13 protein-coding genes are annotated in these 18,607 nt (G+C 74.3%); 1 reads left to right on the forward strand and 12 read right to left on the reverse strand.

What is annotated here, in order from left to right; genetic code table 11:
• Position 1 precedes the first annotated feature (1 nt).
• The 12 genes from ACIA3K_RS21815 to ACIA3K_RS21870 form a co-directional block, all read right to left on the reverse strand.
• Positions 2 to 1,198 carry a 2-oxo acid dehydrogenase subunit E2 gene (locus ACIA3K_RS21815; protein WP_396803273.1) on the reverse strand — a complete coding sequence of 399 codons (1,197 nt, stop codon included), beginning with the start codon at positions 1,196 to 1,198 and terminating at the stop codon, positions 2 to 4.
• The gene (locus tag ACIA3K_RS21820; protein WP_357125625.1) at positions 1,191 to 2,204 is read right to left on the reverse strand and encodes a transketolase C-terminal domain-containing protein; all 1,014 of its coding nucleotides are present in this window, start codon (positions 2,202 to 2,204) and stop codon (positions 1,191 to 1,193) included. Before ACIA3K_RS21820 ends, ACIA3K_RS21815 begins: the two co-directional genes overlap by 8 nt.
• A complete protein-coding gene (locus ACIA3K_RS21825) occupies positions 2,197 to 3,135 on the reverse strand; it encodes a thiamine pyrophosphate-dependent dehydrogenase E1 component subunit alpha (RefSeq protein ID WP_396803274.1) in 939 nt (312 codons plus the stop codon). The genes ACIA3K_RS21820 and ACIA3K_RS21825 overlap by 8 nt, the downstream gene beginning before the upstream one ends.
• Positions 3,132 to 3,380 (reverse strand): acyl carrier protein, encoded by a 249-nt coding sequence (locus tag ACIA3K_RS21830; protein WP_357125631.1) that lies wholly within the window; start codon positions 3,378 to 3,380, stop codon positions 3,132 to 3,134. The genes ACIA3K_RS21825 and ACIA3K_RS21830 overlap by 4 nt, the downstream gene beginning before the upstream one ends.
• Complete coding sequence (locus ACIA3K_RS21835) at positions 3,373 to 5,256, reverse strand: HAD-IIIC family phosphatase (protein ID WP_396803275.1); 1,884 nt, start codon at positions 5,254 to 5,256, stop codon at positions 3,373 to 3,375. Before ACIA3K_RS21835 ends, ACIA3K_RS21830 begins: the two co-directional genes overlap by 8 nt.
• A 38-nt stretch (positions 5,257 to 5,294) precedes the next feature.
• The gene (locus ACIA3K_RS21840) at positions 5,295 to 6,323 is read right to left on the reverse strand and encodes a 3-oxoacyl-ACP synthase III family protein (RefSeq protein ID WP_396803276.1); all 1,029 of its coding nucleotides are present in this window, start codon (positions 6,321 to 6,323) and stop codon (positions 5,295 to 5,297) included.
• Positions 6,320 to 8,077 carry a hypothetical protein gene (locus ACIA3K_RS21845; protein ID WP_396803277.1) on the reverse strand — a complete coding sequence of 586 codons (1,758 nt, stop codon included), beginning with the start codon at positions 8,075 to 8,077 and terminating at the stop codon, positions 6,320 to 6,322. The genes ACIA3K_RS21840 and ACIA3K_RS21845 overlap by 4 nt, the downstream gene beginning before the upstream one ends.
• Positions 8,074 to 8,304: an acyl carrier protein gene (locus tag ACIA3K_RS21850; RefSeq protein ID WP_355048096.1), complete on the reverse strand. Its 231-nt coding sequence runs from the start codon at positions 8,302 to 8,304 to the stop codon at positions 8,074 to 8,076. The genes ACIA3K_RS21845 and ACIA3K_RS21850 overlap by 4 nt, the downstream gene beginning before the upstream one ends.
• Positions 8,301 to 9,689, reverse strand: coding sequence for an MFS transporter (locus ACIA3K_RS21855; RefSeq protein ID WP_396803279.1), 1,389 nt, complete (start codon positions 9,687 to 9,689; stop codon positions 8,301 to 8,303). The genes ACIA3K_RS21850 and ACIA3K_RS21855 overlap by 4 nt, the downstream gene beginning before the upstream one ends.
• An 11-nt stretch (positions 9,690 to 9,700) precedes the next feature.
• A complete protein-coding gene (locus tag ACIA3K_RS21860; protein ID WP_396803280.1) occupies positions 9,701 to 16,303 on the reverse strand; it encodes a condensation domain-containing protein in 6,603 nt (2,200 codons plus the stop codon).
• Positions 16,300 to 17,103 carry a thioesterase II family protein gene (locus ACIA3K_RS21865; RefSeq protein WP_396803281.1) on the reverse strand — a complete coding sequence of 268 codons (804 nt, stop codon included), beginning with the start codon at positions 17,101 to 17,103 and terminating at the stop codon, positions 16,300 to 16,302. Before ACIA3K_RS21865 ends, ACIA3K_RS21860 begins: the two co-directional genes overlap by 4 nt.
• A gap of 89 nt (positions 17,104 to 17,192) precedes the next feature.
• Positions 17,193 to 17,798, reverse strand: coding sequence for a class I SAM-dependent methyltransferase (locus ACIA3K_RS21870; RefSeq protein ID WP_396803283.1), 606 nt, complete (start codon positions 17,796 to 17,798; stop codon positions 17,193 to 17,195).
• Positions 17,799 to 17,922: 124 nt separating this feature from the next.
• Between ACIA3K_RS21870 and ACIA3K_RS21875 the strand changes: the two genes are divergently transcribed.
• The gene (locus ACIA3K_RS21875) at positions 17,923 to 18,516 is read left to right on the forward strand and encodes a hypothetical protein (RefSeq protein ID WP_396803284.1); all 594 of its coding nucleotides are present in this window, start codon (positions 17,923 to 17,925) and stop codon (positions 18,514 to 18,516) included.
• Positions 18,517 to 18,607 lie beyond the last annotated feature (91 nt).

An 18,607-nucleotide genomic window follows, 5' to 3' on the forward strand; every position in this document is an offset into this window, starting at 1 on the left:
GTCACTCCTCGGCGAGGTGGTCGGGGGACTCCAGGGCGACCTTCACCGCCTGGAGGAAGGCGACCGCCTCCCGTCCGTTGACGACCCGATGGTCGTAGACGGCGCTCAGGTTGACGAACCGGCGGGTCACCACCTGACCGTCCGCGTCCAGCGCCAACTCGTCCTGGGTCCCACCGATCGCCACCACGCACGTCTGACCGGGGAAGACGATCGGCCCGGCGAGCACCACGTCGGGATCGGTGTGCAGGGACACGACGATCGTCCCGCCGGCCAGCTCGCCGGCCCGGAAGCCCTCGCCGCCGGCCCGGCTGCGGAAGTCCATCAGCGTCTCGGCGATCTCCGCGCAGGTCAGCTCCTCGACGTCGCGGACCACCGGGATGAACAGGCCCGTCCCGACGTCGATGGTGACGCCGACGTGGGCCGCCTCGGCCAGCCGTACGCTGCTGCCGTCGCCGGGGGAGGCGAAGAGCAACGGGTGGTCCTCGCGCAACCCGCCAATCACCTTGACCAGCAGTTCCGGCAGGCCGACCAGGGTGCGGGTGGCGCGGGTGAGCTGCCGGGCGACCGCGAGGGCGGCGTCGGCGCGTACCTTGATCACCGCGAGCGCCGCCGGCACCTCGCGGTGCGACTCGGTGACCACGGCGGCCACCGCGCGCTGGGCGCGGGAGAGCGCGTGGACCGGGCGCGGGTCGTCCGGCTCCGGGCCGTCGCCGGCCGCCAGCGCGGCGGCCGCGGCCACCACCACCGGCTCGGTCGCGGCCGTGGGCGCCGCCGACCGGTCGGCCAGCAGGCGTTCCACGTCGGTACGACGCACGACCGCCTTGCCGATCCCGCCCAACTCGTCGTCGCCGAGACCGTGCGCGGTGGCGAGTTCCCGGGCCGAGTCGGTGAGTACGGGCCCACCCGGTCGCGCCTCGGGCGTCGGGGCGGCCGGGGTGACCGCGAGGAACCGCTGCCGCGCCTCCTCGTCGTCGAAGACGTGCCCGATGACGTCGCCCGGGGCGCACTCCTGGTTGACCTCGACGAGCCGGTGCAGCACGCCGTCGCCGTCGCTGAGCAGCTCCTCGGCCGCCTTGGACGTCTCCACCTCGGCGATCGGCTCGCCGGCGCGTATCCGCTCGCCGTCCTCGGCCAGCCAGTCGAGCAGGACGTACGTCGTGTCGTTGTTGTTGAGCTTGGGGACGACCAGGTCAGTCACCACTGACGACCTCCTTCACGGCCTGGTGGATGTCGGCGTCCTGCACCAGCACGGTGCGTTCGAGGTGCGCGGCGGTCGGGATGACGCTGTCCGCGGAGTGCACGAGACGTACGGGCGCGCGCAGCGATCCCCAGAGCCGCCGGTGCACGACCTGCGCCAGCTCCGCGCCCCAGGTGCCGCCGGCGGTGCTCTCCTCGGCCACCACGACCCGTCCGGCCCGCGCGATCGGCGGCAGCAGGGCGTCGGTGTCCAGCGGCCAGAGCCGCGAGGGCACCAGCACCTGGCAGACGACGTCGTCGCGCAGCAGCAGCTCCCGGGCCACCGACACGGCCCGGGCGGCCAACCCGCCGGGTACGACAAGCACGCAGTCGGCCTGCTCCTCCTCGTCCACCCGGACCCGGGCGACGTCGGCGTCCGGGCCGATCAGGTCGTAGCGGAACAGCTCGTCCACCACGCCGTCGGCGTACATGCGGGTGGTGTAGAGGACCTTGTCCTCGAAGAGCAGTCCCGGCCGGCCGGAGGCGAGCATCCCGGCGAGCACGGCCCGGTTGTCGTGGAACGGCGACACCTCGTGCACGCTCAGGCCGGGGATGCCGATGAAGTGCTTCAGTGGGCTCTGGCTGTGCGTCGGGCCGTACCCGCGGTTGCCCCCGCTGGGGCAGCGCACCACGAGCCGCATCGGCACCCGCCGGCCGTACATGGCGGTGGACTTGCTGGCGAAGTTGAGGATCTGGTCGAACGCCAGCGCCACGAAGTCACTGAACATGATCTCGACGATCGCGCTCTGCCCGGCCAGGGCCAGCCCACCGGCCACGCCGACGATCCCGCCCTCGCTCAGCGGGGTCGACAGCACCCGATCCGGCCAGCGCGCCGACAGTCCCCGGGTCACCTTGAACGCCCCGCCGTACGGGTCGACGAGGTCCTCGCCGAGCACGCTCAGCGTGGGATCGTCGGCCAGCAGCGCGTGCAGGGCCTGGTTGAGGTTCTCCACCACCCGCTCAGCCACGGTTCTCCTCCGTCCAGCGGCTCGCCGGGCGGCCGGCGACGTCGGCGACGACCTGGGCCACGTACGCCCGTTGGCGTTCGTCGCGCGCGTCGAACTGCTCCGGGTACGCCCGCGCGTAACGCGCGTACCAGTCGTGCGCCCGCGCGTGCGCGATCTCCTCGGGGCGACGGCTGTCGTCCCCCTTGCTGTGCGGCCCCACCCGGTGGGTGAGCAGCTCCACCACGTACGGCGTGGACCGCTCGCGGACCCGGCGCAGCACCGGTGTCAGCGCGGCGCGGACGACCTCGGTGTCGGTGGAGGTGATCCGGAGGTGGTCTACCCCGAAGGCCCGGGCCCGGCCGCCGATGCTGCCGGCGAGCTGCGCGGTGGTCGGCGTGGACTGGGCGATGCCGTTGTTCTCCACGACCAGCACCAGCGGCAGGCCCCACAGCGCGGCCATGTTCAGCGCCTCGTAGACGGCGCCCTCGCCCCACGTGCCGTCGCCCAGGTAGACCAGCGCCAATCGGCCGGGTTCGGTGCGCTTGAGGTGCAGCGCGACCCCGGCGGCCACCGGCGCGCTCTCGCCCTGCACCCCGGTCGACAGGTAGCGGTCGCGCAGGATGTGCTGGCTGCCGCCGACGCCGTGGCACACCGCACCCTCGCGGCCCATCACCTCGGCGAGCAGGCCGTGCGGGTCGTCGAACCGGGCCAGGTAGTGGCCGTGGCCCCGGTGGTTGCTGAACACGAAGTCGCCGTCGTCCAGCAGCGGGCGCAGCGCCACCGGCACGTACTCCTGGCCCAGGCAGGTGTGCGTGGTGCCGTGCAGCTCGCCCCGCCCGAACATGTCCAGCAGCGCCAGCTCGAAGTGCCGGATGAGCAGCAGCAGGTCCAGGTCGGCGTCGGTGAGCCGGGTCGGCGCGGTGGGCGCCGCCTCGGTGCGGGTGGCGGTCACCGGACCACCCCGTCCCGCTCGGCGGCGACCAGGTCGACCAACTCGCCGACGGCGGTCACCGCCAGGTACGCCCGCAGGTCCAGCCGTACGCCGAGGTCGTCCTCCAGCGCGGAGAGCAGTCGCAGCGCCTCCAGGCTGGTCCAGTGGGCCAACGACGCGAACCGGACGTCGGGCGTGATCTCCTCGGCCGGCACGTCCGCGACCTGCTCGATGAGGCCCGCGACGGTGGTGAACAGGTCAGGCACGGATGTCTCCCTCCTCCAGTGCGATCCACGCCGGCAGCAGCCGGGGCGGGGGGTGCAGTGGCAGCACGTGCCGGGTGGTGCCGTCCTCGACGGAGGCCACGGTGAAGCCGGCGGACGGCCAGACGGCCCCGCCGGGCTTGTTGCGGGCGGTGGGCCGGAACAGCGCCTCCAGGCGGGTCGCACCGGCGGAGCGGGCCAGCTCCGTCACCCGGTGCAGGGCCGCCTGCTCGACGCCCCGGGAGAACACCCGGCAGCTCAGCACGAAGTTCTCGATCACCCAGGCGTCCGGGTCGGTCCGGTCGAGCCACAGGCCGCCGACCAGCCCCTCCGCGCCGAACCGGTCGGCCACCTCGACGGTGAGCACCAGGTGGTCGGGGGAGTCGGCGTGGGCCCGGGTCTGGGCCTCGGTGTGCGCCCGCTCGGCCATCGTGAACTGGTTGGTGCGCAGCCCGAGCTGCGCGACCCGGGGCAGGCTGTGCGCGTCGACGTGCCGGACGCTGACCCGCAACTTCAGCTCGTGCAGGTAGTCGGCCGCCGAGTCGAACGTGGCGGCGAAGCGTTCCCGCCCGGCCCGGGCCCGGTACAACTCGGTGCGTTCCCGATCGGTGACGCCGGTGGCCAGCACCGTGAAGTGCCCCTCGGTGAGCAGCCGCGTGGAGAAGCCGGCCGGATCGCCGGCCAGCTCCACCACTCGCACGCTCGGCAGCTCGTGGCGTACCAGCTCGCACTCGAACGGGCTGTCGTCGGCGAACACGACGGCGTCCAGGCCCAGGTTGAGGCCGGTGGCGAGCTGGCGCAGGTTCTCGTCCTTGCGCCCCCAGTTGACCGCCTGCGCGACGAAGTCGTCGGCGCGCAGCAGCAGGTCCGGGTGCTGCGCGAACGCCTCGGTCACCAGGTCCGGGTCGTTCTTGCTGCACATCGCGAGCAGCACGCCCTGCCGGCGCAGCGCCAGGGCCCGACGCTGCACGTCCCGGTGGCAGTTGCCCGGGTAGTCGGCGCCGAGTCGGATGCCGGTGAGCCCGTCGTCGCCGAGCACGCCCGCCCAGAGCGTGTTGTCCAGGTCCAGCGCGAGCACCTTGGCCGTCCGGCCGAGGACCGCCCGGCAGAACGTGGCCGCCTCGTGGGCGTACCGGCGCTCCACGGTGGGCGTCCACGCCATGCTGGCGAACCGGTACAGGCGCTCGTCGCGCACCGGGCCGTCGTGGTCGACCAGCAGCGCCTCCAGGTCCAGGGTGTACGTCGTGTCCCGTCCGCCCAGCTCCAGGAGCTGGGCGTTCAGCTCCCGCCAGAGCAGGCCCAGCTCGGCCCGCCCCCGGAAGCTGACTAGGCTGCGGTGCTCCAACGGCGACAGCGGCACGGTGTGCAGCAGCACCGCGCCGTCGGTGCGGGCGGCGTACCCGCGCAGCGCGGCGGTGAGCACGCCGGCCCGTTCGCGCAGCACGTCGGCGAGGCCGGCCAGGTCGCCGGGGTCCCATTCGGCGGGCAGGAACCAGCCGTCGTGCAGCAGGCAGAGCGTGACGTCCGGTCGGAACTCGGCGAGTGCCGAGCCGGGGTCGCTGAGGTCGAGCACGAGCTGGTCGAAACCGGAGACGTGGATTTCGGCGGCGATGCCGATCCGCAGCAGCGCCACCCGCAGCAGCGGTTCCAGCGTGCCGGGCGTGAACGTGCCGGTGACCGCGACCCGCAGCGGGCGCAGCGGGAAGTCGGTGCTGGCCAGCTTCTCGACGGGTACGTCGGCGAGCAGCCGACCGGCGGACGCGACGGTGGTGACCGCCGCGTCGTCCAGGTGGACCAGGCCGGGCGCCAGCTCCGGGTCGGCGGCCGCGCCTGGTCGGCGCAGCCGGCGGATCCGGTGCAGGACCTCCTCGACTCTCATGTTCGGTGTTCCTTCCCGTGGGTGGGTGCGGCGGCCGGTCAGACCCGCAGCAGGGTGCAGACCCAGTGCATGCCGCTGCCGGTGCTGGTCAGGGCGATCAGGTCGCCGGTGGTCACCTCGCCGCTGTCGAGGTGACGTTCGAGGCTGATGAGCTGGTCGGCGCAGCCGATGTGACCGTGTGCGAGGGCCAGCTCGACGTTCGTGCGTTCCAGGTCCACGCCGAGGTCCTTGGCCAGCTCGGCGAACTGCCGCGCGTTGTCGTGGAAGTGCACGAAGCGGCGGACGTCGGCGAGCGTGACGCCGGCCCGGTCGCAGGCCGCCTGGACCACCTGCCGGTTGCGCTCGCGGATGGTCGCGACGAACCGGAACATCCGCCGTACGTCCCCGGCGAAGAACTCGTTGAGCCGGTCGGCCGGATCACCGACGCGGGGGGTGCCGGCGTCCGGCGTGAACGGCTGGGCGGCGCCGCCGACGGGCATGCGCATGAAGCCCGCGTACCGGCCGTCGGTGATGGTCTCGGTGGCCAACCAGCGGCACCGGTCGTGGTCGCGGACCAGCACCGCCGCCGCCGCGCCGTCGGAGAAGACGCTGGTGTTGACCTCCATCCGGTTCCAGTACGGCTCGCAGACCCGGTTCGCGCCGATCACCAGCGCCGTTCGGTAGCCGGGGTGGGTGGCGAACCGCCCGGCGACCGTGTCGAACGCGGCCACCCCGCCGCCGCAGGCCTGGTTGAGCAGCACCGCCTCGGCCCGGTGCGCGCCGAGGCGGGCCTGGGTGTGCGCGGCGGGGTCCCAGTAGAGGTATTCGGCCAGGTCGGGGATCGCCAGCACCACGAGGTCCACGTCGGCGGCGGACATCCCGGCCCGGTCCAGGGCCGTGCCGCCGGCCACGACCGCCAGGTCGGTCACCCCGACGGCGGGACCGGCCCGGTGGAAGGTCCGGTACTCCCAGGACCGCAGACGATCAAGATCCTTGGTGTACGCGGCCGCGGCCGCCGCCACGTCGACCGGCTCGCCGAGGACATGGGCCAGGGCGGCCACCCCGACGCCGACCGGCGGCGCGCTCATCGGGGTACCGCCGTCGCGGCTGTCGCGGCGTCGGCTGTCGCGGCCTCGGGCGTCGCGGCGTCGGGCGTCGCGGACACCGTCGTCGGGTCGGCCGAGGCGCGCGCGGCGCGTAGCCGGACCCGGGGATCCGCGGGCGCGAGACCGTCCACCTCGGACAGGAAGCGCCGGGCGGTGCCGTTGCGGCCGGTGTCGGTCCACCGGACGACCACCTCGTCCGCGCCGGCCTCCCCGGCCCGCCGGGTCACCTCCCGCAGCACGGCCGTCTCGACGCCCTTGCCGAGCACGGGACAGGAGAGCGAGAAGACGTCGACGGTCCAGCGGTCGGCGCTGCGGTCCAGCGCGACGAGGCCCGAGGTGCCGTAGTCGCCCAGCCGGTCGCGGACCCGGATGGCCAGGAGGTCGGCGGCCCGCGCGGCCAACGCGGCGGCCGGTGGGGCCGGCGTCAGCGCGAAGTCGTGCGCCCGGGCCACCACCTCGGCGACCTCGCCGACGCCGTCCGCGACGACGGGCAGATAGTCGACCTGGACGTCCAGGCCGGCCACGAAGTCGTCAAGGGACAGCGCGGCGTGCGGCGCGGCGGCCGACCGAGTCGGTCCGCCACTCCAGCGCCGCTCCGGCAGCCGGTCGGTCAGCACGGCCGCCCGCAGCTCGTCCGACCAGGTCGCCGGGTCGGCCCCGAGCGGCACGCGTCGCGCCAGCCCGTCGCCGGTCGGCCCGTCGCCGGTCGGCCCTTCGCCGGGCGGCCCTTCGCCGGGCGGCCCGTCGCCGGTCGGCCCCGCGCCGGGCGGCCCGTCGCCGGTCGGCCCCGCGCCGGGCGGCTTGAGCTGGGCCGCGTCGACGCCGGCCAGCACGATCTGGGCCGGGGCGACGTCCAGCTCGGCGGTGATCTCCGCGAGCTGTTCGCCGATCGGCCGGTCGTCGGTGACCCAACCGTCGAGCACGCTCAGCAGGTCGACGGCGTCGCCGTCCGACCAGCACCCGTCGCCGGTGGCCCGCAGCGCCACCCGTACGCCGGCGGCGCGCAGTTCGCGCAGTGCCGGCAGCAGGTGCGCCGCGCCGGTCAGCCCGTCGCCGTCGACGACCAGCGCCCGGCAGCCCGCGCCGAACCAGGACGCCACCAGCGCGGCGGCGGTCACCCCGATTCGGGCGAAGACCTCCTCGGTGTACGGCACCTTGGCGAGGCGGAACAGCACCGGGTGGTGCGCCCGCTCGTCGCCGACGGCGCGGACCGCCTCGTCGGCGTCGACGAGCAGCACCCACGGGTCGCCGGCCAGCCGGTCGCGCAGGCGTTGCCGTACGAGCGTGGCGCTGGCGACCAGCCCGTCGGCGTGCATCGCGTCGGCCGGCCCGGACGGGCGGGCGGTGGGGATCGCCGGCAGCACGTACACCAGCAGGGCGCCGTGCCGACGTGCGGCGGTGACGGCCGCCTCGGCCCCGGCCAACAACTCCGTCGCCCAGGCGTCGCCGGCCGCTCCGGGTTCGCCCGCTTCCTCGAGGCGCTGCGCCACCACCAGCACGTCCGGCCGGACGTCGGCGAGGAAGCCGTCGGTGGCCAGGCACTGCTGCACGACCTGCTGGAACGGGCCGACGGTGAGCGTGGCGGATAGACCGCGCTCGTGCAGGTCCAGGCCCAGGTACGGCACCAGCGGGTCGGCCGTGTAGCTGGCCAGCAGGGCGACGCGCAGCGCCGGGACCGGCCGCTGGCGGGTGAGCGCCTGCCAGCGGGCGCGTCGGCTGAACAGGACGGTGCTCATCGCGTCTCCGTGCCCTTGGCGCGCAGCACGGTCCGCAGCTCGCCGACGCTGCGCACGTCGCGGATCTCGTCGAAGGCGAAGGAGAGCCCGTAGACCTCCTCCAGGGTCACCACCAGTTGCAGGTGGCGCAGGCTGGTCCAGGTGCCGATGGTTTCCGGCCCGGACTCGTCGGTCACCTCGGCCGGGTCGACCTCCAGGACCCCGGCCACCACCTCGGTCAGCGTCACTTCGCCACCACCGCGCGGTCGTCGGTCAGCTCCTCGGTGCCGGTCGGCGACGGCAGCGGGGCCGGCGGGTCGGTCGGCTCGTCGTAGTCGGGCAGGTCGGTCTCCATCCGGCGGACGCTCGGCGAGGCGAACCCGGCCGCCGCCACGCCGATGCCGAACACACCGACGATCACGAAGATCAGGCCCATCCCGGCACCCGGTCCGCTGCCGACCAGCCACCCGAAGTACGGCACGCCGGGGCCGCCCTCGCGCATCATCGGCTCGAACCAGCGGTCCGCGGCGATGCCGGCCAGGGCGGTGCCGCCGGGGTACGCCAGGTCCTCGATGAACTGCCGGGCGGCGAAGACCCGGCCCTGGTGGGACGGCTCGACCTTCTCCTGCCACACCGACTGGGCGTACCCGTCGATGAAGGGGATGGACAGGTGCAGGAAGAGCAGGGCGACGGACCAGACGATGATGCTGTCCCCGACGCCGTAGACGATCCGGCCGAGGACGCTGAAGACCAGGATGGCGACGAGCATCCGGCGGATCTTGTGACGGGTGTTGGGCAGCAGCCCGAGCAGGAGCGCGCCGGCCACGCCGCCCACCGCGCCGATGGTCTGCACCAGACCGACCGCGTTGGTGCTGCTGTCGGTGCGGGCCAGGATCTGCGGGACCAGCAGGGCGAAACCGACGGCGGCGAGCACGTTGATGGCGAACATGATCGCCTCCAGCCCGGTGAACGCCCGGCTGGTCAGGATGTAGCGGAAGCCGTAGATCGTGTCGTACCAGAAGCCGCCCTCGTCCGGCTGTGTCGAGCGGGGCCGGGGTGGGAGCTGCACCAGCAGCACCGCCCCGATCGCCACCACGTAGGAGAGCGCGTCGACGAGCAGGATGACCTTGATGTCCATGAAGCCCAGCAGGGCGGCGGCGAAGCCAGGGGCGAAGATCACCGGAATGGTCCGGACCGCGAACATCATCGCGTTGGCCCTCGGGTACTGGCCCTTCTCCATCATCACCGTGATGGTCGCCTGGTACGCCGGGAGCTGGAACGCGAGGAACGCGCCGGTCACCAGGTTGACCAGGTAGAGGTGCCACACCTCGACCGAGCCGCTGAGGAACAACAGCAGTACGGCCGCGGTGGTGAGCGCCGAGCCGACGTCACTGAGCACGATGGTCAGTCGTCGTCCCCACCGGTCGACGAGCGCGCCGGCGATCGGGCTGAAGATGACTGTCGCGCCGAACGCGAACGCCATCAGCATGGTCAGGTCGAAGGCCCGGCCGGTGGCGTCCCACACCCAGATGCTCAGGGCGAAGTTCGTCATCCGGGTGCCGAGCGCCGACAGCAGCTGGCCGAACCAGATCGTGGTGAACCCGGCGAACCGGGACGGGCGTCGGAACGCCATGGGGTCTCCTCCTACTGCCGTGGCGGTTGCCCGGGGCGTCCGGCCAGGCGCAACAGGCCTTGCCGGATGCCGTCGAGCAGGTTCTGGGCGGTCTCCGGTCGGAAGGCCGGAGTGGCGTAGCTCAGATCGACGCGCAGCTCGGGGCCGGTGAGCGCCCCCGTCACGTCGAAGGGGAAGGGCCAGTGCCCGTCGGGGTCCTCGGTCGGTCCGAACGGCGCCGCGCAGACGTCGAGGAGGTGGTTGGCCGGGGCGACGTCGTCGAAGCCGTACCCGCCCATGTAGTTGACCGCCACCATCGGCGCGGCGGTGGCGGCCAGCCGGGCGCGTACCTCGTCGTCCGGGCAGAGGTGACGCAGCAGCGCGTAGCCGATGCCGTTGTCCGGCACCCGGCCGAGCTGGCGGATCACCGAGCGGACCGAGCGGGTCGCGTCGGTGGTCGCGGGCAGCTCCAGGCGCAGCGGGTAGAGCACCTGGAACCAGCCCGTCGTACGGCTCACGTCGACGTCGTCGAAGAGCGGTTCCCGGCCGTGACCGGTGGTGGCGACGGTGACCGCGCCGCCGGTACGCCCGGCGACGGTGTCCACCACCGCCCACACGAGCAGGTCCCGCACGCTGGCGCGCAGCCGACGGGCGGCGGCGTGCAGTCCCCGGGTCGCGGCCTCGTCCAGGGTCACGGTGGCCAGGCCCAGGTCACCGAGGCGGAACGGCGTGGCGGACGGCTCGTCGGCCAATCGGGACAGCACCCCCTCGTCGGCCTGCGCCAGCCAGAACGGCACCTGCGCGCGTAGCTCCGGCGAACCCGCGTGTGCGGCCAGTCGCCGCGCCCAGTCCCGGTACGACGTGGTCTTGGCGGGCAGCGTCGGTTCGACACCGCGTTCGAGCTGGTCGCAGAGCGTCTCCAGATCGGCCAGCAGGACGCCCCGGGAGACCGCGTCGACGACGAGATGGTGGTTGACGAGCAGCAGCCGGTCGGGCAGCTCCGGGCCGAGCCGGAAGTGCGCCACCCGGGCCAGCGGGCCGGCTTCGAGGTCCAGGGCGGTCTGCGCCTCGGCGCAGCGGGCCTCGACCGCCGCCTCCCGCTCGTCGACACCGAGCCCGGTCAGGTCGTGGCTGACGAACGGCACGGCGTCGGCCGGGTCGCCGTGGTGCTGACGCCAGCTCCCGTCCGCCTGCCGGGTCAGGCGCAGCCGCAGCGCGTCGTGCTGGGCCACCAGCCGACGTACCGCCTCGCGGACCAGGTCGGCCGGGAGCGGCCGGGCCAGCTCGAGGTAGTAGGGGTGGTTGAACAGGGCGGGCCGACCCATGGTGGGGGCGATGACGTCGGTGAACCAGCGCTGCGCGCCGGTCAGCGGGGCGTCGCCGCGCACCTCGCCCTGCTCGGCGTTCGGCGTCGCCGTGGTCTCCCCGAGGCTGGCGGCCAGCTCGGCCACCGTGGGGTGGCGGACGAGCTGTCGGGGGGTGATGTGGATGTCGGCGGCCGCGCAGCGGGCCACGAGCTGCATGGCGAGCAGCGAGTCGCCGCCGGAGGCGAAGAAGTCGTCGGTGATGCCGAGCTGGTTGGTCCGCAGCAGCTCGGACCAGATGGCCACGAGCTGGCGTTCCCGGTCCGTGCGCGGCGCGGCGGCGACCCGGTCGGCCGAGCGCCGGTACCCGTCGGTGACCGCGCCGCGCACCGCCGCCGCGTCGGCCAACTCGGTGGCCACCTCGGCCAGCAGGCCGGCGGGAATCCGGTCGACGGGCGCGTCCCCGTCCACGGTGGTCCCGGCGTCGAGCCACCAGAGACCCCGCAGCAGGTCCACCGGCCCGACCCTCTCGTCGACGGGCAGCGCCAGGACGTCGGGCGGCGCGGGTGTGGCGGCCGGATGCAGGAGCAGGGTGGCCGCGTCGGTGGCGGGCGTCGGGGCGTACCCGATGATCCCGGCGGTGACCAGCGCGGACAGCTCCGCGCGCTGCGGCGTCGTGGTGAGCAGCACCTCGCGCCCGGCACGGGCCTGGGCCGCGAGCAGCCGGGCCAGCTCCGGCTGCTGGTGCGGCGGCCCGGCCGGTAGGACCAGCCGGCGCAGCGCCGGATGCCGCACCGCCCGCCGCACCAGCAGCGTCGCGGTGACCGCCGCCAGCTCCGGCGACCAGTCGTCGCCGGGCAGCTTCGGCACTCCGTAGCGCCGCGCCCACGCCTCGACCGGTACGACGTCGACGTCCGGCCGGGCCCGGGCCAGCCGCGCGGTCAGCTCCGCGAAGACAGCGGTGTACGGCGACGTCCGGTACGGCGGCGACGGCGGGCAGACCACGATCGTCAGCGCTGCCGCGCGGCGCGACCGGTGCGCGTCCAGCGCCGACAGCAGCTCGGTGTGGAAGTCGCGCAGCCCGGCGATGCCCGCCGCGAGCGGACCGGGTGCGAGCCGGTCCTCCCAGCGCAGGACCAGCGCGTTGCGGTCGCGCCGGCCGGTCGCCAGCCCGGCGGCCGGGTCGCGCAGCAGCCGCAGCAGCGCGCCGGGCGCGAGCTGTTCGAGGGTGTGTGGCAGGTGGAGCAGCCCGGCCCAGAAGCGGACGGCCTGGGCGAGCTCCGGAACCGCGACGGTGCCGCCGACCACCAGCCGGGGCGCGGGCGGCGTCGACCGCCGGGACGCCGGCGTACGGCGACCCGCGCCGATCGGCGCGTCCGGTCGACGCACCCCGTCGTCGAGCACCTTCACGAGGCCGGTCAACAGACGGACCATCCGTTCCGGGGTGAACAGGTCGGCCCGGTACGCCAGGTCGGCGTGCAGGTCGTCGCCCTGCCAGGTGACGCTGAGGAAGAGGTCGAAGTCGACACCGACGCTCGGCACCTCGACCGGCGTGGCGGTCAGCCCGGCGAACTCCGGCAGCTCGTCGGCGCCGTCGAGGACGTTGAGCACGCACTGGAACAGCGGGTGGTACGCGGCCTGCCGGGGCAGTCGCAGCGCCTCCACGATGGTCGCGAACGGCAGCCCCTGGTGCCGGTACGCCTCCCGGGCGGTGCGATGGGCCCGGGTCACGAGCTGCCGGAACGTGGGCCGTCCCGCCACGTCCATCCGCAACGGCAGCAGGTCCGCGAAGCACCCGATCAGCGGGGCGAGCTCGGCGCGTTCCCGGCCGGCGGTGGGCGTGCCGAGCACCAGGTCCGGCTGCCCGCTCTCGGCGTGCAGCAGGGCCGCGAAACCGGCCAGCAGGACGGCGAACGGGGTGACGCCCTCCGCCCGGGCCAGCTCGCGCACGGCCGCGCCGAGCCCGGCGCCCAGCCGCTGGGCCTGGTATCCGGCGACGTCCGAGCGCTCGTCGGGGCGTGGCTGGTCGGTGGGCAGGTCCAGCAGCGGTGGCGCGTCGGCCAGCCGCTTGCGCCAGTACGTCAGGTGCGGCTCGACGGCGGCCGACGCCAGCCAGTCGCGCTGGTGTCGGGCGTAGTCGGTGAACTGCACCGGCAGCGGCGGCAGCGGCCGGTCGACGCCGGTGGCGTGGTGGGCGTACCGGGCGGCGAGTTCGTCGAGCAGGATGCTCCACGAGGTGTTGTCACAGACGATGTGGTGCATGCCGAGCAGCAGGTGCCAGCGCTGGTCGGGCAGCCGTACCAGGCGGGCCCGCACCAGCGGTCCGGTCCCCAGGTCGTACCGGTGCGCGGCCAGCTCGGCGGCCGCCCGGCGCAGCGTACGGGCGTGCTTCGCCGCCGGCACCCCGGTCAGGTCCAGCGTCTCCAGCCACGGGTCGACGTGCGGGTGCACGACGGGTTCGGGCTCGCCGTCACGGCCCCGGAAGGTGGTCCGCAGCACCTCGTGCCGGGCCAGCACGTCGTCGAACGCCCGGCGCAGCGCGGTCGTGTCGAGGTCGCCGCGCAGCTCGACGGCGGCCGTGGTGTTGTGCCGGACCACGTCGTCGCCGAGTTGGTCGAGCGCCCAGAGCCGTTCCTGCGCCGAGGACGCCACGGCCGGCGTACCCGTCGGGGCGCACGTGAGCGGGGCGAGCGCGGTGGCGTCCTCATCGGCGTCCAGCACGGCGGCGAGCCCGGCCACCGTCGGGTTGGTGAACAGGGTGTAGAGCGACACCTCCCGGCCGAACTCGGCCTGCACCTGCGACAGCAGGCCGGTGGCGAGCAGCGAGTGTCCACCGAGTCCGAAGAAGTCGCTCGTCACGCCGACCTGTTCGACGCCGAGCGCGGCGGCCCAGAGTCCGGCGAGCCGCTCCTCGGTGGGGGTGCGCGGCGCGACGACCTCCTCGTCTCCGACGGTGCGCACGGGGGCCGGTCGGCTGCGCTCGGCGATGGCGGCGGCGGTGCTCAGCTCCTCGACGACGTACGCGGCCCGCTCGGATCCGATCGGCGTGCACAGCTCACTCGGCCCGGCGCTCGTCACCGGCGGATCCAAGGCCCAGACGTGGGCGAGCACCCGGCGCAGGTCCTCCGTGCCGGCGGGCACGGCCAGCGCGAGCACGCCCGGGTGGTCGCCGCGCAGCGCCGCGACCGCCTCCGGGTCGCTGTGCAGCACCACCGTGGTGGCCGGGTCGGCGGCGGCGAGCGCCTCCGCCGTGTACGCCCGCACCTCGTGACCGGCCAGCGCGTCGGCGAGCCGGTCGACCGGCAACCGTTCGCCGTCGACGAGCACGAGCCGGCGCGGCTGACCGGCGAGCCGCCGCAGCTCGCGCAGCACGATCGTGCCCAACGCCGCGAAGTACTCCCCGGTGTACGGCACGTGGCCCAACTCGTCCGCGCGCTCGTCGTCCACCTCGCCGACCGGGTAGGCGCCGGCCTGGTCGGCGGCCCACACCGCGTGGACCCCCGGCGTACGCGCCGCCAGCGCCGCCAGCCGGTCGTCGAGCCGGCCGAACTCCTGGCGGGCGGCGCGCGGCGAGGCGGGGCAGACCACCAGCAGCAGCGGCGCGTCGGTCCGTCGCCGGTACGCCGCCACCGCCGCGTCGAGGTCGTCCATCGCCGCGTCGAGGGCCCCGGTGGTGTTCTCCTGCCGGCGCAGCCAGTCCTCGAAGCGCAGCAGGCACACCGTGGCGTCGACCGTCGGCCCGGCCAGCAGGTGGGCCACCAGCTGGCCGTACCCGACCAGCTCCACCGACGCGGGTACGCGCAGGAAGCGCAGCCAGAACTCCACCGGGTCGCGCAGCGGGTCCACGGTGAAGGTGGCCGCCAGGGCGATCCGGTGCCGGCGCAGCCCGGGCACCTCCGACAACGGGCGGTCCGGGTCGTCCACCATGGCGCGCAGCAGCTCCGGCAGGCGGCCCACGGTCGCGGCGATCGTCTCGTCGAGGTACAGGTCGGCGTTGAAGTCCACCGCGCCGTCGATCCGGTCACCCTCGACGGTCAGGCTGACGAACAGGTCGAAGTCGGTGAGCCCGCTCTCCGCCGGCACCGGACGGAACGTCGCACCGGCCGCCTGCCGCTGCCGTACGCCGCCGTCGGTCACGGTCGCCAACACCTGGAAGAGGGGATTCACGCTGGGGTCGCGGACCGGGCGGACCTCCTCCACCACCCGCGCGTACGGGGCCTCCTGGTGGGCGTACGCCTCACTGACCGTCCGGTGCACCCGGCGGACGAGATCGCGGACGCTCGGGTCGCCGGTGGTGTCGACGCGCAGCACCAGCATGGTGGCGAAGCAGCCGATCAGCGGCTCCAGATCGGTGCTCGCCCGGCCGGCGGCGGGCATCCCGAGCAGCAGGTCCTCCTGGCCGGTGGCCTGGCGCAGCAGGGCGGTCAGCCCGGCGAGGACCACCGCGTTGACGGTGGCTCCGGCGCGGCGGGCCAACCCGCCGAGGGCGTCGGTCAGCTTGGCGTCGACGGTGAACGGCAGGCTCCGGCCCCGGTGGGTCTGCACCGGCGGCCGGGGCCGGTCCGGCGGCAGCGTGGACCGGGCCGGCGCCGAGGCGAGTCGTTCCCGCCAGTGCGCCAGGTGACCCGCGAGCTCCCGCTCGGCCTCCGGCCGCCGGCGGGCGGCGACGTGCGCCACGAACCGGGTGGGCAGCGCGGGCAATCCGGCCGGGGCGTCCCCGGCGAACTCGCCGTACCAGCGCACCAGCTCCTCGACGAAAACACCTGCCGACCAGGCGTCGAAGACGATGTGGTGCGCGGTCACCAGCAGCAGGTGCTCGTGGTCCGCGACGGCAACCAGCCGTGCCGCGAGCAGGGGCCCGCTGGTCAGGTCGAAGCGGACCGCCGCGTGCGCCGCGATCTCCCGCTCGGCCGCCGCCTCCCGCTCCGACGCGGGGAGCCCGGTCAGGTCGAGCAGCGGCAGCGGCACCTCCAGCGCGTCCGACACCCGCTGGGTGACGACGCCGTCGACGGTCGCGAAGACGACCCGCAGCGCGTCGTGCCGGGCCACCACCGCGTTGACCGCCCGGTGCAGCGCCGCGACGTCGAGCGGACCGGTGATCCGCTCGGCGAAGGGCACGTTGTAGACGGGCGTGCCGGGCTCCAGCCGGTCGAGGAACCAGAGCTGCTCCTGGGTGAAGGAGAGCGGGAAGATCGCCGTCGCGGGCGTCGCTGTCGGATCGGCGCGGCCGGCTTGGCTCTGGCCGGCGCGGCTCTGGCGCAGCCGCAGGGCCAGCAGCTCCCGCTGCTCGGGAGTGAGGTCGGCGAGGTCGGGGTGCAGATCCTGGGTCATCGGGTGGCCCCTTCGACGTACGCGCGGTCGGTTGCCGGCCCGTCGTCGAGCAGGCGGGACAGCGGGGGAGGGGTGTCGTGCAGGTAGAGGTGGCCTCCGGGGACGACGGTCAGCGAGAAACCGGCCGCGGTGCAGGCCGCCCAGCCGGCCACGTCGTCCGGGCTGACCAGGGGATCGTCGGCGGCCGCCACCGCGTCCACCGGCAGCGGCAGCGGCGTCACGGTCGCCGGCCGGTACGACGCGACCACGTTCAGGTCGGCCCGCACGGTGGGCAGGATCAGCTCCAGCAGGCCGGAATCGGCGAGCACCTCGTCGGGTATCCCGCCCAGGTCGTGCAGCCAGCGGGTCAGCGCCGCGTCGTCGAGGCGGTGCGCCGTACCGAGCGGCGCGGCGTCGCGGGGCGGACGGGCCGCCGAGACCACCAGCCGCTGCGGCGTCGGACCGCCCCGCGCGACCAGGCGGGCGGCGACCTCGTACCCGATCAGGCCGCCCATACTGTGCCCGAAGATCGCGAACGGGGCCGGCACCCGCGCGACGATCGCGTCGACGAGCGGCGGCACCAGGTCGTCCATCGTGCTCAGAGGCGGGTCGGCCAGCCGGCGCTCACGGCCGGGCAACTGCGCGGCCCACACCTCCACGTCATCGCCCAGCAGCGCGGCCCACGGCCGGTACGCGCCGCCGCCGGCACCGGCGTACGGCAGGCACACGAGCCGCAGCCGGGCGGCCGGGCGGGGCGCGACGCAGGTCAGCCAGGCGCTGACGTCGGTGGTCGTCGGCGGGGTTACGGGTGGTGTCGCCATGCCCGCACACGCTAGGAACGGGCCGTGAGGGCGGTCTTAGCGTCGGCTGAGCGATCCTCGTGGTGTCCGCTGCGCGCGGGCGGCCCGACTCACCCCGTTGCGGTGGCCGCGATGGCGTAGTGCGGCCGGTGCGGGCCGCCGTCGGGGCGCTCCAGGCGCTCGACCTCGGTGAAGCCGGCCTTCGTCAGCCGCGCCGAGATCTCGTCGACGGGCCACCGGTAGGCGGTGGTCACCTTGTGGTCGAAGGCGTCGACCTCGTCGCCGGAGAAGAGGCCCAGCACCAACGCTCCGGACGGGGTCAGGGCACGTCGGAATGTCGTCAGCACACCGTCGAGGCGCTCCGGGGGCAGGTGGATCAGCGAGTACCAGGCCAGGATGCCGGCGATGGAGTGGTCGGCCGCGTCGAGGTCGTCCAACGACCCGAGGCGGTAGCTGCCGTCGGGGTGGGTCGCCTTCGCGTGGGCGATGAACTCGGGGACGATGTCGATGCCGGTCGCGTCGGCGCCCAGCGACCGCAGGTGGTCGGTGAGGTGGCCGGGGCCGCAACCCAGGTCGAGCACCGGGCCCGGTAGGCCCGCCAGGTGCCGACCGACGAAGGCGAGGTCGTCGGGGTGCACCTGCTCCCGGGTGCCGAACAGTTCGATGTAGAGATCGGCGACCGAGGCGTACGCCTGCCGTACCCGTTCCGTGCTCACCGCGCGACTATAGAGGGCCACCGGGATCAGGGTTGCTCGGTGGAAGACCTGAGGCGGAAACCCGGGCCGTACCGGGGCTGCGCCCGGAGGTCTGGCGGGTGCGGGCGGCCAGATGATGGCCCGCATGAGACGCGACGCATTCTTCGTGATCGCCGGGCCGGCCTGCATCGTGGGCTACGGGCTCGTCCGACTCTGGGGTAGGTCCGACGGGACGTACGGCCCCGGGTTCGACTGGCAGGCCGCGCACCTGGTCGGCCTCGCCGGCATGGTGGCGTTCGTGCCGGCGGTGCTGGCGGTGGCCGGCCTGCTGCGCCCCGGCCCGTGGCGTACGTCGGTCGTGGCTGTCACGCTCGTCGGGCTCGCCGCCACGATGGTGCAGTTCGGCGCCGACATCGTCGAGGGTCTGCTGGCCGCCAACCGGGCGGAGATGTCGGCTCTCGGCCGGGACTTCAAGAACGTGCCCGGCGTCGAGGTGCTGTTCTACGACGTCGTACCACAGCTTTTCTTCCTCGGTCTGCTCGTTCTCGCGGGCATGCTCGCCGCGCACCGGCGGCTGCCCTGGTGGAGCGTGGCCCTGCTGCTCGTCGGCATCGTCCTACCGGCCGTCACGCTCGACCTGCTGCCGCTCGGCGGCCTGTGCATGGCGGTGGCGCTCGCGCCGACGCTGCCGGCCCTGCGCCGGGACGACGCGCGGGACCGCGCGGAAACCGTAATCTGATCTCTCTTCCCGCAGTCGTGCTGACCTGCTGAGATAACGCTCTCTCGGATAGTGCGGAAGTCCTTGACGAGGTGGTAATCGACCCGTAACG

It is taken from the genome of Micromonospora sp. NPDC051543 (genome assembly GCF_044454415.1).
In the GTDB taxonomy this organism is placed as follows: Bacteria; Actinomycetota; Actinomycetes; order Mycobacteriales; family Micromonosporaceae; genus Micromonospora.

Excerpts from the sequence above, each read along its gene's own strand:
- ACIA3K_RS21835 (WP_396803275.1), bottom strand. The coding sequence starts at position 5,256 with ATGAGAGTCGAGGAGGTCCTGCACCGGATCCGCCGGCTGCGCCGACCA.
- ACIA3K_RS21840 (WP_396803276.1), bottom strand. The coding sequence starts at position 6,323 with ATGAGCGCGCCGCCGGTCGGCGTCGGGGTGGCCGCCCTGGCCCATGTC.
- ACIA3K_RS21845 (WP_396803277.1), bottom strand. The coding sequence starts at position 8,077 with ATGAGCACCGTCCTGTTCAGCCGACGCGCCCGCTGGCAGGCGCTCACC.
- ACIA3K_RS21855 (WP_396803279.1), bottom strand. The coding sequence starts at position 9,689 with ATGGCGTTCCGACGCCCGTCCCGGTTCGCCGGGTTCACCACGATCTGG.
- ACIA3K_RS21860 (WP_396803280.1), bottom strand. The coding sequence starts at position 16,303 with ATGACCCAGGATCTGCACCCCGACCTCGCCGACCTCACTCCCGAGCAG.
- ACIA3K_RS21865 (WP_396803281.1), bottom strand. The coding sequence starts at position 17,103 with ATGGCGACACCACCCGTAACCCCGCCGACGACCACCGACGTCAGCGCC.
- ACIA3K_RS21875 (WP_396803284.1), top strand. The coding sequence starts at position 17,923 with ATGAGACGCGACGCATTCTTCGTGATCGCCGGGCCGGCCTGCATCGTG.